Source organism: Dehalogenimonas sp. THU2, from assembly GCF_039749495.1.
Taxonomy (GTDB): domain Bacteria; phylum Chloroflexota; class Dehalococcoidia; order Dehalococcoidales; family Dehalococcoidaceae; genus Dehalogenimonas.
The window spans coordinates 1-15,077 of record NZ_JBDLLU010000013.1 but is presented as its reverse complement, the minus strand read 5'-3'; the positions used below and the strand labels follow the sequence as shown (position 1 = coordinate 15,077).

Here is a 15,077-nt window from a genome sequence, read left to right as displayed (position 1 = left end):
AGCAGCGGGTGGCATTAGCTGCCCGCTGCTTCATTTTTATCCACCTTGAGTCGCCGAACCATCTCTTCATAGCTGACCAGCGGTTCGCCAGCCCTTTCCTCGAACGCCGAAAGGTCCTCGGCATCTTCACTACTACGGGTCATTTCGGGTGCTCCTGTTAGAAATCAATGTTATCATAACATCTCCCGGATTGAGGTGTTACCTGTCCGTGTGCCCCACCCACCGCCGCCATCCCATGTCATTGCGAAGCGCCAAAGGCACTGTGGCAATCTGATAAGAACCCTGGCACGATGCTAACCCGCTCCTATCCCCACCCCCCCCATTGGAAATTTGATTTGGCAGTATTGGTAATATTGATAGTATTCGTCCCTCCTCCCCCAACTGATAACTAAAAACTGCCCACTGAAAGCAATTTCTATTGTTGACAACCCTCGTACCCGCACCTATAATAAGCTACGGGCTTAAGAAATTTCCCCAACAAGTCCGTTTCCCGATGAACATCACAATTACTTCTTCAGGACGTTCGATATGCAGTTAAATGGCTAAGTATATTTTCGTAACCGGCGGCGTGGTAAGTTCCGTAGGCAAGGGTATTACCGTCGCCAGCATCGGCACCGTTCTCAAAAGCCGCGGCGTTCGTGTCTCGGTGCAGAAACTGGACCCCTATCTGAACGTAGATCCCGGCACCATGTCCCCCTACCAGCACGGTGAGGTATTCGTCACCCAGGACGGCGCCGAGACCGATCTGGATCTGGGCAACTACGAACGATTCATCGATATCGACCTCTCCGCTGAGTCCAACGTTACCTCCGGCCAGGTTTATTCCGCCGTCATCGCCAAGGAGCGCCGCGGCGATTACCTGGGCGGCACCATCCAGGTAGTGCCCCACCTGACCGGTGAGATCAAAGCCCGCTTCCACAAGCTGGCGGATAAATCCGGCGCCGACGTGGTGCTTATCGAGGTCGGCGGCACCGTCGGCGATATCGAGGGCCAGCCCTTCCTTGAAGCCATCCGCCAGATGCGCAAGGACGTCGGCCGAGACAACGTGCTTTATATACATGTGACCCTTTTACCTTATATCGGACCCACCCAGGAACTCAAGACCAAGCCGACGCAACACAGCGTCAACGAGCTCCGGCGCATCGGTATCCAGCCGGACGTCATCGTCTGCCGCTCCGATGTGCCCATCTCCGAGGGCATCCGGGACAAGATATCGCTCTTCTGCGACGTTGACCGTGAAGCCGTCATCTTTGCTCCCACCGTGGAAACTATCTACGAAGTACCGCTCGTGCTTGAGTCCGAAGGTCTGGGTGATTTCCTGGTGCGGCGCCTTTCCCTGCCCGCCGGACCTGCACAGCTCGACGCCTGGCGTGAGATGATAGACTGCCTCAAAGGCGCCTGCGACCCGGTGCGCATCGCCCTGGTCGGCAAATACGTTGAATTACGGGACGCTTATTACTCGGTGCGTGAGGCGCTGGCCCATGCCGCCATGCATCATGGCCGTAAGGTACAGATAGACTGGGTTCAATCGGAAGACCTGGAAAAACCGGGCGGCGAACGGCTGCTGGATCACGCCCAGGGCATCATCGTACCCGGCGGCTTCGGCGACCGCGGCATCGAAGGCATGATCAAGGCCGCGGAGTACGCCCGCATTCACAAGATCCCATATTTCGGCCTGTGCCTGGGCCTTCAGATCATGGTCATCGAGTACGGCCGGAACGTCATCGCCGCCGCCCGCGCCAACTCCACGGAGTTCGACGCCGGCACCGCCCACCCGGTCATCGATATCATGCCCGAGCAGAAAGACATCTGCGGCAAGGGCGGCACCATGAGATTGGGCAACTGGCCCTGCCAGCTTAAACCCGGCACCCTGGCCGAGGCAGCCTACGGGCAGGCCTTGATTTACGAACGCCACCGCCACCGCTTCGAGTTCAACAACAACTACTGGGAGCAGTACGAAGCGGCGGGCATGACCTTCTCCGGCCTGTCGCCGGATCGCAAGCTGGTGGAGATCTGCGAACTCAAGGATCACCCGTGGATGGTGGCCTGCCAGTTCCACCCGGAATTCACCTCCCGCCCCGGCAAACCGCAGCCCCTCTTCAGGGATTTTATCGGAGCCGCGATGGGGGTGCTCAGGGAAGGCGCACAAGCCGCGCTACCGTTGGCGACGTAATAAATCCCAAGCGCCGATATTTCAAGTTCCAAACAATATCAAATATAAAATGTTAAAACCAAAAATTGTTTTGAATCTTGAAGCTTTTAGATTTAAATCTATTTGAAATTCAACCTTTAGGAGTTCTCGATGCGCATATTCTTAGATACTGCCGTAATAGAAGAGATTAAAAAAGGTGCCGCCATGGGCGTCGTTCACGGCGTGACCACCAACCCAACCCTCGTCGCTCGCGCCGGCCATAAGGATTATAAAGCCGTGGTCAGGGAGATCGCTGCCATCCTGCCGGAAGCCGCCCCCATCTCGGTGGAAGTCGTCTCCGAGACAGTGGCCGACATGGTCGCTGATGGCAAGCGTTTTTACGCCTGGGCGCCGGATAATGTGATCGTTAAGCTGCCCACCAACGCCGAGGGCCTCCAGGCTACCCGGGAACTGGCCAAGGACGGTATCCAGGTCAATATGACACTGTGTTTTTCCGCCAACCAGGCGCTCCTGGCTGCCCACGCTGGCGTGACCTACATCAGCCCTTTCCTCGGCCGCCTTGACGATATCGGCCATGACGGCATGCAGGTTGTCAAAGACATCATCGAGATATATGATATGTATGGCTTCGCGACAGAAGTCATCGCCGCCAGCATCCGTCACCCCCTGCACTGCATCGCCGCCGCCAAAGCCGGCGCCCACATCGCCACTATCCCTTTCAAGATACTGGAACAGATGCTGAAGCACCCCCTGACGGACAAAGGCATCGAGCAGTTCGCGGAGGATTGGGCCAAGAGCGGGGCTACGAACACTTAACACCAAATATCAATATCAGGATTTACCCAGGAGTTTACAATGACCGAAATTGATCCCAACAACACCACTGAATCGGAGCCTATCGCCGAAGCCCAACCCCAGGCGTTCGCACCTGCTCCCGCGTTCGTCCAGGCGCCAACTCCGCCCCCACCCCCCCCACCTCCGCTCGGCCTTTCGACGCTTGAAACCATGAGCCGTGAGGATCTTCTGGATCTGGCTAAGCGCATGAAGCTGACCGGCGTCACCGGCGCCAAGAAGCAGGAGATCGTACTGCGGCTTTTGCAGGCTTCCACGGAACAGCAGGGTAACATCTTCTGCTCCGGCATCCTGGAGATCATGCCAGACGGTTACGGCTTCCTGCGCCAGGCGTCGCTGCTGCCCTCGCCTTCAGATATTTATGTCTCCCAGTCCCAGGTCCGCCGCTTCGGCCTGCGCACCGGCGATATGGTCATCGGCCAGTCGCGCCACGCCAAGCCGGGTGAGAAATATTACAGCCTGCTGCGGGTAGAAGCCATCAACGACCTGAATCCGGAAGCTGCCAAGCGCCGCCCGTACTTCGGCTCGCTGACGCCCACCTTCCCCGACCGCCTGATAAACCTGGAAACCGACACCAACATGCTTTCCACCCGCCTGATAAACCTGGTTTCCCCCATCGGCCGCGGCCAGCGCGGCATGGTCGTCTCACCGCCCAAGGCCGGCAAGACGATGCTCCTCAAGAACATCGCCAACGCCACCACAGTCAATTACAACGATATCCACCTGATGGTCGTCCTCATCGGCGAGCGCCCGGAAGAGGTCACGGACATGCGCCGCTCCGTCAAGGGAGAGGTCATGGCCGCCACCTTCGACGAGGCCGTGGAGAACCAGACCCGTGTCGCGGAACTGGCTCTTGAGCGCGCCAAGCGCATGGTGGAAAGCGGCAAGGACGTTTTCATCCTATTGGACGGCATCACCCGCCTCACCCGCGCCTACAACCTGGCTATGCCGCCCTCCGGCCGCACCCTTTCGGGCGGCCTGGATCCCGTCGCCCTGCATCCGGCCAAGAAGTTCTTCGGCGCCGCCCGCAACACCGCGGAAGGCGGTTCATTGACCATCATCGCCACCTGCCTGGTGGAGACCGGCTCCCGCATGGATGACCTCATCTATGAGGAGTTCAAGGGCACCGGCAACATGGAGCTGCACCTGGACCGCCGCCTGGCCGAACGCCGCGTCTTCCCGGCCATCGATATCCCCCGCTCCGGCACCCGCCGCGAGGAACTGCTCATCCCGGAGGCTTCTTTCAAGCAGGTCCAGCTCCTGCGCCGCATGGTCGGCATAATCGCCGACGATTCCAACAATTTCGCGGAAGTGACGGAGCGCGTCCTGGACAAACTAAAACGCAGCAAGAACAACGCCGAATTCCTGACCAACCTGACCAGGGAGAAGGCTTAACACCTACCTGTTCAAGCAAACAGAGGGCGGGCCACTGGCCCGCCCTCTGTTTTTGAGTCTCCTCAGGAATTAAATCATCCCGGTATTCTGCAACACGTGAATCGGCAAAATAATGATCAATGATAGGCTCAATCCCCGGTGGATGAACCTCATATTGCCCTGTGACTTGGGTACCAGCCGGAAACGCTGAATCACGCCGGTCAGCACCATCCCTGAAATTACCAGGAACATCGTCAGACCAGTGCCCCAGTCCGGACTGAACTCACGGCCAAGATGGTGCGCCCAGTGAAGCGTCAGCAGGCCGAAAGCCACCAGATTGATAAAAACGTGCGATGTCAGCAGAACAAGATAGGGTATCCCTGACCGTCGTTTGAGGATCACGAATAACGGCACCGTGACGGATATCAAAACGGCGCTGATCCAGCCTGACCAGTGAGCCAGGGAATAGGACCCGATACCATATCCCAGATCCCACCATCTCGCGTAACTTCCGACTGCGCCAATGATAATCGCGACTCCAATCGCGATGGCAATCCATGTCTGGAGATTGTTCCGGCGCTCTTCCATGTACCCGCCTTTCATAATTTAGGTATCATGATTATATGTCAGATTTCAGGTTCGGACAAAATACGTAAAACTGCCTATGCTCACTGGGGGTATGTATGATCTGTTGAGGTAAAGCTGGCAGCTTGTCAACACCTTTACCCCTCCCCGCCCCATCCTCTATACTGAAAGCCGTAAAATACCCGGTCAGAGCACGCCGGTATAATCACCGCGAAGGAAGAATTTAATGACAGACACGACAGTCCCGGCAAAAACACCCGTCATTACTATTATTTTAGCCGTATCGTTGGCATTAGCTTTGGTCGGCGCCGGCCTGTTGGCCTTCGCCTGGCGGAATAATACCAGTACCATTGATGCGCTGCGGGATGATGTGACAACTTTGAACGCCAGCCTTACCGCTGCGGAAAATGAGAACACCGAGCTTCGATCACAACTCAGCGACCTGGAGGATCTCTACCCGCCGCGGCATTTTGCCAGCCGGGAAGCATTGTTGGCGTGGCTGGCAGTGGCGGTTCCCGGACTCCCTGAAGGAAATTCTCTCCAGCGGCACCTGGATTTGCAGGAACTGGCGCTGGCCCAAGGATATATCTGGTCAATCTGGGTGGACGTTTCTCAGCCTGACATCACCTACGTCGGTTCGCATGTTGTTGCCGGTGATACGGTCTACCTTGTGGATACCACCAACGGCGCCATCCTGGCGCTGCATACATCGCCGTATTTTATAGAATAAAAAAAGGGGAGCGATTTTCGCTCCCCTTTTAGTTTGGTTATGATAGACTAACCCTCTAATTCCTCACCGACCGAGGCGTCAACGGAAATTCCATTAACCGCATCGATACTTGCTAGGGCGTCGTCCCCGTTCCTGGCGTCTGTGATCGCGAATCCCCAAACGGTGGAACCATCGGACAAAAGCAGCGCGATAGCATAAGCGTTGCCGTTGGAGTCAACATCAATCCAGGCGCCGGCTGGTACCACAAATTGGATATTTATATTGCTGATAGCGTGGCTTTCGCTTCCGGAGGAGTTGGCTACGGCGTAGCCATAGATCTCGCCCTCATAAGGAGAGTTACCTACATATACGGAAACATCTGCGTGGGCGTAGCCGCCATTCTTGGAAGTGGCCTCGGCGTAGGCGTAGGAAGCGTTGGTGCCGGTCTCGGAATAACCATCATCGACGCTGGCGGATGATTCGGTTTCTGTTTTCGCGGAAGCTTCAGCGTAGGCATCGTGACAGGCGAAGGTCGATGTCTCAGCCCCCCCGGAACTCGCGGTGGCTGTGGCGTCGGCGTGGCTGTCGGCGTACACCAGGCCGCTGGCGCCTAGCATCGCGGTCAACATGGCTGTGATCGCCAGCCCTGATAATACTTTTCGTTTCATTTTGATCTCCTTAATGCACATTCAATAAAATGATATTATTAGACCGGCGGGAATGATTGTCAATAGGTCAAAACAAAGCGCTGCTGACATTCTGAAGGATGCCGGCTCTAATCTTCTAAAACAACTTGCCTCCCCATGTAACGGCGTAGATTGCAGCCCCCCGTAATTAGAAAAAAGGGGAGCGAAAATCGCTCCCCTTTTGATTTGGTTCTGACAGACTAAGTCTCCAGATCGGCACCGATTATAGCCTCAACAAGCATACCCTTGCCTGATTGAACATTTGCCAGGGCACTCTCGCCGTTTCTGGCGTCTGTGAGTGCGAATCCCCAAACAGTGGAACCATCGGACAGAAGCAGCGCGATGGCATAGGCGTCACTATTGGCGTCGATATCAACCCAGGCGCCGGCTGGAATAACATAATGGATATCTACATTGCTGGTTGCATGGCTGCCTGATCCTTCGGCATTGGAAACAGCATAGCCATAGATCTCACCCTCATAAGGCATGTCGCCTACGTAAACAGATACATCTGCGTGGGCGTTGCCGCCATTCTTGGAAGTGGCTTCGGCATAGGCGTAGGAAGCGTTGGTGCCGGTGTAGGTATAACCTTCATCGACGTTGGCGGATGATTGGGTTTCCGTTTTCGCGGAAGCTTCAGCGTAGGCATCGTGGCAGGCGAAGACCCATGTGCCAGCCCCCTGGGAATCGGCTGTGGCTGTGGCGTCGGCGTGGCTGTCGGCGTACACCAGGCCGCTGGCGCCCAGCATCGCGGTCAACATGGCTGTGATCGCCAGTCCTGATAATATTTTTCGTTTCATCCTGATCTCCTTATGCTTGGTTTGATGAGATATTATTATCAGACCGGCGGAACTGATTGTCAATAGGTATGAATAGAAAAGCGCCGGAAGGGATATTCCCTTCCGGCGCTTCTGATTATTTGCGTTCCGTGGACTCTAAACGTCTGGAACAACCCCGACTTCGGCATCGACCGCCGGGCCCAGGTCGCCGCCGTTGATCGTGGCCGCGGCTCCGCCGCCGCCCCAGGCATCGGTATAGGCAATCGCCCAGACATTAGTGCCGTCGGAGATCAGCAGCGCGATGGCCATCGCGTTACCGTCGGCGTCCACGTCGAAATAAACCCCAACCGGGACTTCGTAGGAATAGAGATTGATATCGCTGTCAGCATAACTACCCGCGCCGTCGCTGTTGGCGATGGAGTAAATATAGTAGTTTCCGTTACCGCCGGAGATGCCGGCGTCGATATCGTTGTAAGAGCGGCCGCCGTTGGTGGCGGTGGCCCTGATATCGGCGTAGATATTGCCGGAAGCGCCGTCATCCAACCAGATCTCCACCTCGGTAATATTGGCATAGGAATAAGCGCCGGTGGCCGTGGAGGTGGCGTCTATTTCAATGCTGCCGGACGAATTCCGGGAGATATTGGCGTCTTCCAATTCGATGTAGGCTTTGGCATGGTCGCCTTCCGCCGCGGCGGTAGCGTTGATGGAAATGGAGCCGGAAGACTCAGACACGATGTCCGCGTTCTCAACTTCCACCCTGGCGAAAGCGTCGCCGCCGAAGGCGGAGGCATTGCCATTTATGTCCACGGTACCGCTGGACGAACTGTCGATATAAGGTCCGTTACCGGTAAAATAGTAACCTCCAATTGTGCCGTTCGGGATGGCATAACTATTGGGGTCATAACCGAAATTCCAGTATCCGATATATACTTCAGCCCAGCCGCCATTGCCGGCTTCGGCGTAGGCGTTTGCCTTGACTATAGCCTTAGATTGATCGCCTCTGACGCAGTCCTCCACAAGTCCGCCCATGATAGCTATAGCTTCGGCGTAGACATCGCCCTCCGCGTCAGCTCTGGCCACGGATTGACCTTCTTTCGCTATGGCTATAGCCCCCGCCACATCGCCCTCGATCCCATTGGCGTGAACCGTGGCTCCGGCGCTGAACAAGGCAGTCAGTATCGCTGTCACGGCGCATACTGAGAACACTCTGTTTTTCACCTGTTTTCTCCTTTCTGTCATACTTTCTTTGAATTCAAACTGAATAGTAGTGGACTATATGCGGGGATGTCAATACAATTTCGGTTGTTATCGGGTTCGGTACATTTAATCTATTGTATTCTTCCAGTAATGAGCATAAAATATTGTCCGGTAATGAAACGAACCATCAATGCTTAGGAGTAGATTCATGATGAAACGTCATTCAGTTTTGTCCGCCGCCATCGTTGTGATCCTTTTTGGTTTACTGAGCGTGGGGACCGCGGTACTGGCCGACGTGTATACCGACGGGTATGCGGAGGCTGCCGCAAAAGTCACCACTCCCGACACTAAAGTAGCTATTCATGATGAATCCGGCAGTGCCGATGCCTATGCGCAAGCCAAAATCGGTAATCCCTGGCAGACTTCACCGCCACCCACCTTCACTTTCTCAACCAGCGAGACTGACTCCTCCAGCGGCCAAGCCTTCGCCATCACCACTGCGAAGGCCATCGGTAACAGCCGCGCCGATGACGAGGCTTACGCTGATATTGACTATAACAGCACCGGGACAGCCACCGCCGTCAGTAGCGCCGTGGCCATTGACAACAGCTATTCCGGTAATGAGACAGAAGCGATAATCACCAATTACGCTACCGGGACCGCTACCGCCACCAGTACCGCCACGGCAACGGGTAACAGTCAAGCCGGAAACTATACCACCGCCATAATTAACGGCGCTGGTGATATGTTCGTACCTGACTCGCTGCCCCAGGTAGTGAACGGCTTTCATTCTACCGCCGCCGGAACGGCCACCGCTGTAGCTGATGCCACCGCTACCAATAACAGCAGCGCCGGCAACATGGTCATGGCGGGTATTATGGAAGGAGAAGGCAGCGCTTACGCGGAAGCCTCCGCTGTGGCTAATAATGGAAGTTGGGCCGGCTCCATCACCCAGGCGCTTGTCGGAAATTACGGACCGGGCAATATCGCCTCGGCCAACAGCTGGTCCACCGCTGATAATAACAGCCGGGCTGGGGTTATTTCCGTCGTCGGCATCTTGCCGGAAGGGATGAGTGGTGAATTCAATACCCACGGTTTTGCCATGGCTGATGGCGGAGGGGAATCCCTCGGGCTTTCGGGCATCGGAACCGACAGTTCGGAGGCGGAATTTTTTTACGGGGACATCAGTTTCAGCCCGGCTGTCTCCGTCTATCAACCGGGGGTATTTGTTGATGTAGCTGGCGGCGCCGAAGGATTCGCTTTTGCTATTGTCTATGTTGAATCCCTGAATAAAGCCACCACGCTGACCTTTACCTACGGTCTCGGCGGCGACGCCGCGGCAATCGCCGTTATCAACGGCGATGAGATTCTGGTTGATGCCATGGTCGGGCAGGGTATCCTTGATGAATATGATGTTCCTGGTTTCGGTATCGGTTAAACCTGACTGGTCGTATCTCAAAGCCGCCGGTGATTCACCGGCGGCTTTTATTTTATCCTGACCTATTGACTTTTATTGCTTTGTTGCCTATTCTATGAAACTGAATTACACAGAAAGGTAATGTTACTGATGAAGAAACCGATCATAACCATCGTGGCCGTTGTTGTCGCGTTGCTGTCGGCTTTAGCTATGAGTACCGGTGTGTTGGCTGTTATTTTAGTCCCGGGTGATATAACGGCTGACTCCACTGTTACTACCGGTGATGCGGAATCCATCTGGGACAATGATGGGGGAGCTCAGATCGGTGCCCGGGTTGGAGTCGGTGCCACCGATCCTCCGCCCGGTACAGTTCTTCCAGACAGTAGTTCCGGCACTGCTACTGCTAAATCCCATGCCGTAACGACTGGCGACGGTTCAGCGCAAGCCAGCACCTCCGCGTACGTTTTGGAGAATAGCGCGGGTACCGCCTTAGCCGATGCTGACGCGAGCGCTATCGGAGATGACACTCACGCATACGCCAATGCTAATTCTCAGATCCGCTCCGGCAGTTCGGGCACCACTTTCGTAGAATCGAATGCCGTTGCCACCGGCGTCGGATCCGACGCCCAGTCAGATAATTCCGCTTATCTTGAACACGGGGCCTCCGGCAATCTTACATCCATCGGCAACTCCTTTGCTTCCAATGGAGCTTATGCCTACACTGATGCTGAGATCACGCTGTCGGAACTCAGCGGTAACCTTACCGCCTGGACCTGGGTCACTTCATCAGGTGAGGACGCCTGGGCGGATGGCCGCGCGGAGATAAAATACCCCGGTCTTGATATGACCAATGGCATCGTTTATAACTATGCGCTGTCTCCCGGTGTGTATTTCGATTATGATGTCCAGGGCGGCAATTACGGTATCGCTATCGTAGCGGTGCTGGACCCGACGAATATTTACGCTATCGCCGTGTCCAATTCCGTTGACTTGGATACGGAAGTTTTGGCCAAAGTTTACGGCCAGAGTGTATTTGTTGGCGTAGATATAGACGAACGAAAATAAAATACTAACCTAAACCCATCTTGAAAAAGGCCCCCAGGTTTTGACCGGGGGCCTTTTTTATTCCTGAAACCTATTGACAATCGTTTGGCCGGGCTTTATGCTTAAACGTACCTTAAATTGAGAGGAAAAATGTATGAAAAGGAAAAGCCTGTCTCTGGTTCTTTCATTGATGGCTGCCCTGGCGGCAACTTTCGTGCTGACCCTCGGCGTACTGGCAGGCGCGCCCAGCGGCCCCGGCAGCGCTTCGGCCAACGCTTCCACAGGCACCAGTGATGACTGGGTGACCGAGACTGACTCTGAAAACGGCGCCTGGGCTCGTGCCGGCGCGCTGGTGGGTGAAACCAGCTCCGGTACTGCCAACGCTGCCAGCTCCAGTACCTCTAATAGCGGCTCGGCGCATTCCTACACAAGTTCTTTCATCGGCTGGGAATCTTCCGGCACTGCCAACGCGGATGCTGAGGCTAACGCTGACACTGGCTACGCTGATGCCACCGCCTTCGCCTGGATCATTTTAGGCAGCAACGGCACCGCTGACGCTACCGCTCTGGCTGATGCTTCCGATAACGGTGAAGCCGAGGCTGATTCCTTTGCCAAGCTGCGGGAAGGCGCCTCCGGCGCGGTCACGGCCAAGAGCGAGGCTTTCGCTTCCAACGGTGCTTACGCTGAGGCTGACGCTAACGCCATCCTCACCGGTGTCAGCGGCAATCTGTCCTCCTGGGCCTGGGCCACCGCTGATGGCAAATGCAGTGATGCCCATGCCGTGGCCAGTATTGCCGTAGGAGAGTCCACAGAATCATTTATCCCCACTCAGCTCGGCAGTGAATCAAGCTCGCTGGCCCCCGGTGTATTCGTAGATTACGGTGTTTCCGGTTCCAGCTTCGGCCTTGCCGTGCTGGTCATTCAGGATCCTACCAACATTTATTCCTTCGCCATCTCCAACGCCTTCGGCGGCGACGATGCTTGGTCTATTGTCGATGTTGACGGCAGCCACGTTGTTGTCGATGCCGGTGCCGGGGAAGAGCGGCCCAGATAGCGTCTGGGGTTTTCCACCTACATGGCAAAGGCGCTCCGGGGTCACCCGGAGCGCCTTCCCTTTATATTGATGTTTATCACCGTCGCCACCCGTGTTCCTCCCTTCGTCATTGCGAAGCCCCAGGTGCCGTAGCAATTTGTTTACGTTTCTCCCTTTTGTAAAGAGCCTGTCCTGAGCGAAGTCGAAGGAGAGACTAAGAGGGATTTCGGCTCAGTCCCCTCGCTCCACTGCCAACTACCAACTCGACATAAAAAACTCACATCCTAACATTCCACCCTTCCGTACCGTTATAACAATCGTATGACGCGTGCGTGATTGTTTTTACAGGGTCGGGGTACTCCAAAATAGAGGAAGTTTACCTATTGACACCCGTGGTATTATATTAATAACGCAGAAAAAGCAGGCTGCGCATATTTTGCGTTGCCCGCAATTCATAAGACATAAAGAAAGGTGGTGATGGAATACGAGAGCAGCCGTTGAGACCCGGCTTCCTTTATATAAGTTAACCGCTTATATGGAAATCAGGTCGGCAGAAAAGAAATGAAATGTTGATCTCCAGGAGTCTTTTAGGGATAACCAAAAGACAATAGAAATAAATTGAAATATCAAAAAATTGAAAAGGAAATCTAAAGGTCGATGAAAAAGTTAAATAAATTCTTTAGTGTGCTGCTGACCGCGGCGCTGCTGAGCGGCATGCTGGTTAGCACTGCTCTGCCGGTTAGCGCCAAAACCCAGGCGTGGGATAACTTTAAAGTACCCGCCACTGGTACCGGTATGGTACTGGAAACGACTTTTGACAATGCAAACGCATTTGCTCAGTCACCGGTTGACGGGGCTCTCTATGCTTCCGTCACCGATACAGCGGGACCGACTTACAATTTGCTTAAGTCCACCGATGGTGGCCGCACTTGGAAGTCTATTACCACTGCTGCTTGGACTGCTGCTGCGGTTGCTATCGTGCCCTCCGCCACCGAAGCTAATGTAGTCTTCCTGGCCACCGCCTCCACTCTCTACAAATCCATGGATGGTGGCGTTACCTTTACCACTATCGTGGGTGTCCCCGTCGGTGATGCCATTACCGCGCTTGATGTTGCCATGTTTGGTGGCCGCTACATCGCTGTAATTGGTACTGATGGTTTAGGGGTTATGACCGCTGGCGTTTATTTCTGGGATGCCAACGATGTTTTCAACAACCTCAACCCGGTCGGTACCACCACCTTTGGTATGCCGGTTTTGACTCTCTCCATGGCTCCTTCCTTTGCTACTGACCGCACCGTGGTTGCTGCCGGTGTCTCTGGCGGAACCACTGTGGTTCGTGTCAACGTCAATGGCGGCGCCTGGGGCGCGGCTCTTGCTGATGTAACACTCGGTGCTGCAGCGGCCGTTCCGTCTGCTGCTGACATCGCCTTCCCCACTGACTTTAATGTCGTCACCAGCCCCATCTACTTTGTTGCTGTTGCTGATGCCGATGCCGCTGATGGTGGTGTTTACCGCGTAATCGGTACCACTCCTCTGCGCATTGACGCAACCGTTACCTCCAACAATATCGATGTTGACGGCGCTTTCAACTCCGGTACTGCCAAGATTATGGTCGGCACTTCCGCGGGTACCGTCAACAAGAGCACCAACTCTGGCTTCTCTTTCTCTGCCGTAACCCTTCGTTCATTTGTCGCCAACACGGCCTTTGTGTTGTTTGACAAAGACTTTGCTACCAATGGTGTGGCATATGTCCTGAACGTGGGTGCCACTGGTGCTTTCAATGTCAGCATTGACGGTGCTACTGTATTCAATCAGTGGAGCCTTATCAATGACACCCTGACGGACATTCCCGAATTGGCCATCGCCGCCAATGGTGATATGTTCATGATCTCCAACAGTGGCAGTCTTTGGCGCTACTTCGGTGCTACTTGGGAACGTGTAGCCACTGGTATGGATACGGCTACTATTCTTAAAGTATCCCCGAACTATGCCACCGACAAAACGGTTTTCTATGCCGTCGCTGGCTCTGCCGCGGCTATCCAGGTTTCCACCAACAGTGCCAACAAATTTGCTGCCATGACCACCGCCCCCGGCAGCTTTGATGGAATTGCCAATCCCGTTTACTCCTTCCTGCCGTTGAATAACTCCACCGTAGTTGTTGGCGATAATGCCGGCAAGATCATGGTCAACACCAGTGCTTTCTTCTGGACCGAGGCTGTTATCTTTGCTGCCGGTTATACCGTCACCGACATTCAGGCTGCCGCCAATGGTGACCTGTTTGCTGTTGCTGTCAACGCAACTCTTGTCAAAGCCGCCAAATCTACTGACGGTGGCGCCACTTGGACTGCTGTTACTGGCACTGCCGGTATCACCAATTCAGCGGCAGCGGCTTTCATCGCCCCGGCTAATGACTATGCAACCTCCAGCAACTTCTTCATTGCCGCCGGCACCAGCCTGTATCGCGGCACTACCGCTATCGCAACTCTGACCACCGCCGCTACCGGTGTAGTCACCGCTCCCGGCGCCGGCAATGCCGATGAAGGCAACGGTGTTGTTTACGCTGGCGACAGTGGTTCTGCTACTGTTGAGCGTGTCCTCGGTAAACTGGGAACCGCTGATGCTGGCTCCCTGTCCACCACCAATGCCCCCGCTCAGGTTGATCAACTGTTTGTAACTGTTGTTGCCGATGGCAACATGATCTGGGCTACCGATGGTGGCAAGATCTACAACTACACCGATACCCTGGCCAAGGGTGTCACCGGTATCGCTACTTCCAACATCGTGTCCACCACCTCGGTCTTCCTGGGCATCGTCACCACCACCAATACCGCGACGATCTCCTGGGATGCCATGACCAATGCTACTGGTTATGTTTGGGCAGTGGATACCACCAAAGTAGCTAAGCAGAGCGATGCTGCTGCAGCCTTCAAGTTTGGCACCACCACCACCGCAACCACAGCAAACCTGACCGGTCTGGCCGCCGACACCACCTACTTCGTCAGTGTCTGGGCTACTGCTGACTCTGGTACTGTTGGTAGCTTCATGGGCACTTCTTCCTTCACTACCGTGGTGGGTACCCCCACCCCGGCGATGAATCTGGCCCCGGCTGCTGGCGCCACCAATGTACCGGTCAAACCGACGTTTGACTGGGCTGACGTCCCCGGTGCCGTCTCCTACGAAGTCTGGGTTGACACCAAGGCTGACTTCAGCACCGCCGTCAAGGCCACCACCCCGATCTCGGCTTACGCC

General features: G+C 55.2%; 13 protein-coding genes. 8 read left to right on the top strand and 5 right to left on the bottom strand.

The features are described 5' to 3' along the window. Nucleotides 1-14: 14 nt before the first annotated feature. Entirely contained in the window at nt 15-143 is a 129-nt protein-coding gene (locus tag ABFB09_RS07555; protein WP_347000901.1) for a hypothetical protein, read from the bottom strand. Between the two features lie 395 nt (nt 144-538). Between ABFB09_RS07555 and ABFB09_RS07550 the strand changes: the two genes are divergently transcribed. The 3 genes from ABFB09_RS07550 to rho all read left to right on the top strand — a co-directional run bounded on the left by ABFB09_RS07550 (nt 539) and on the right by rho (nt 4,399). Next, entirely contained in the window at nt 539-2,173 is a 1,635-nt protein-coding gene (locus ABFB09_RS07550) for a CTP synthase (RefSeq protein WP_347000900.1), read from the top strand. Nucleotides 2,174-2,302: 129 nt separating this feature from the next. Continuing rightward, nucleotides 2,303-2,968, top strand: coding sequence for a fructose-6-phosphate aldolase (fsa, locus tag ABFB09_RS07545; RefSeq protein ID WP_347000899.1), 666 nt, complete (start codon nt 2,303-2,305; stop codon nt 2,966-2,968). A 39-nt stretch (nt 2,969-3,007) separates the two neighbouring features. Next, the gene (gene rho / locus ABFB09_RS07540) at nt 3,008-4,399 is read left to right on the top strand and encodes a transcription termination factor Rho (protein WP_347000898.1); all 1,392 of its coding nucleotides are present in this window, start codon (nt 3,008-3,010) and stop codon (nt 4,397-4,399) included. Between the two features lie 69 nt (nt 4,400-4,468). On the opposite strand, the gene ABFB09_RS07535 is transcribed toward rho, so the two are convergent. Continuing rightward, nucleotides 4,469-4,981 carry a hypothetical protein gene (locus ABFB09_RS07535; RefSeq protein ID WP_347000897.1) on the bottom strand — a complete coding sequence of 171 codons (513 nt, stop codon included), beginning with the start codon at nt 4,979-4,981 and terminating at the stop codon, nt 4,469-4,471. A 208-nt stretch (nt 4,982-5,189) separates the two neighbouring features. Between ABFB09_RS07535 and ABFB09_RS07530 the strand changes: the two genes are divergently transcribed. Next, entirely contained in the window at nt 5,190-5,693 is a 504-nt protein-coding gene (locus tag ABFB09_RS07530; RefSeq protein WP_347000896.1) for a hypothetical protein, read from the top strand. 47 nt (nt 5,694-5,740) lie between these two features. Here ABFB09_RS07530 and ABFB09_RS07525 read toward each other — a convergent pair whose 3' ends face one another. From ABFB09_RS07525 to ABFB09_RS07515, 3 genes are all read right to left on the bottom strand, one after another. Next, nucleotides 5,741-6,340 carry a hypothetical protein gene (locus ABFB09_RS07525; protein WP_347000895.1) on the bottom strand — a complete coding sequence of 200 codons (600 nt, stop codon included), beginning with the start codon at nt 6,338-6,340 and terminating at the stop codon, nt 5,741-5,743. 218 nt (nt 6,341-6,558) lie between these two features. Continuing rightward, the gene (locus tag ABFB09_RS07520) at nt 6,559-7,158 is read right to left on the bottom strand and encodes a hypothetical protein (RefSeq protein ID WP_347000894.1); all 600 of its coding nucleotides are present in this window, start codon (nt 7,156-7,158) and stop codon (nt 6,559-6,561) included. A 135-nt stretch (nt 7,159-7,293) separates the two neighbouring features. Then, a complete protein-coding gene (locus tag ABFB09_RS07515; protein ID WP_347000893.1) occupies nt 7,294-8,355 on the bottom strand; it encodes a hypothetical protein in 1,062 nt (353 codons plus the stop codon). 187 nt (nt 8,356-8,542) lie between these two features. Between ABFB09_RS07515 and ABFB09_RS07510 the strand changes: the two genes are divergently transcribed. The 4 genes from ABFB09_RS07510 to ABFB09_RS07495 form a co-directional block, all read left to right on the top strand. Next, a complete protein-coding gene (locus ABFB09_RS07510) occupies nt 8,543-9,772 on the top strand; it encodes a hypothetical protein (RefSeq protein ID WP_347000892.1) in 1,230 nt (409 codons plus the stop codon). Between the two features lie 129 nt (nt 9,773-9,901). Next, nucleotides 9,902-10,816: a hypothetical protein gene (locus tag ABFB09_RS07505; protein ID WP_347000891.1), complete on the top strand. Its 915-nt coding sequence runs from the start codon at nt 9,902-9,904 to the stop codon at nt 10,814-10,816. A gap of 133 nt (nt 10,817-10,949) precedes the next feature. Beyond that, complete coding sequence (locus ABFB09_RS07500; RefSeq protein ID WP_347000890.1) at nt 10,950-11,849, top strand: hypothetical protein; 900 nt, start codon at nt 10,950-10,952, stop codon at nt 11,847-11,849. A gap of 636 nt (nt 11,850-12,485) precedes the next feature. Next, a partial coding sequence (locus tag ABFB09_RS07495; RefSeq protein WP_347000889.1) for a hypothetical protein occupies nt 12,486-15,077 on the top strand: 2,592 nt, incomplete at its 3' end.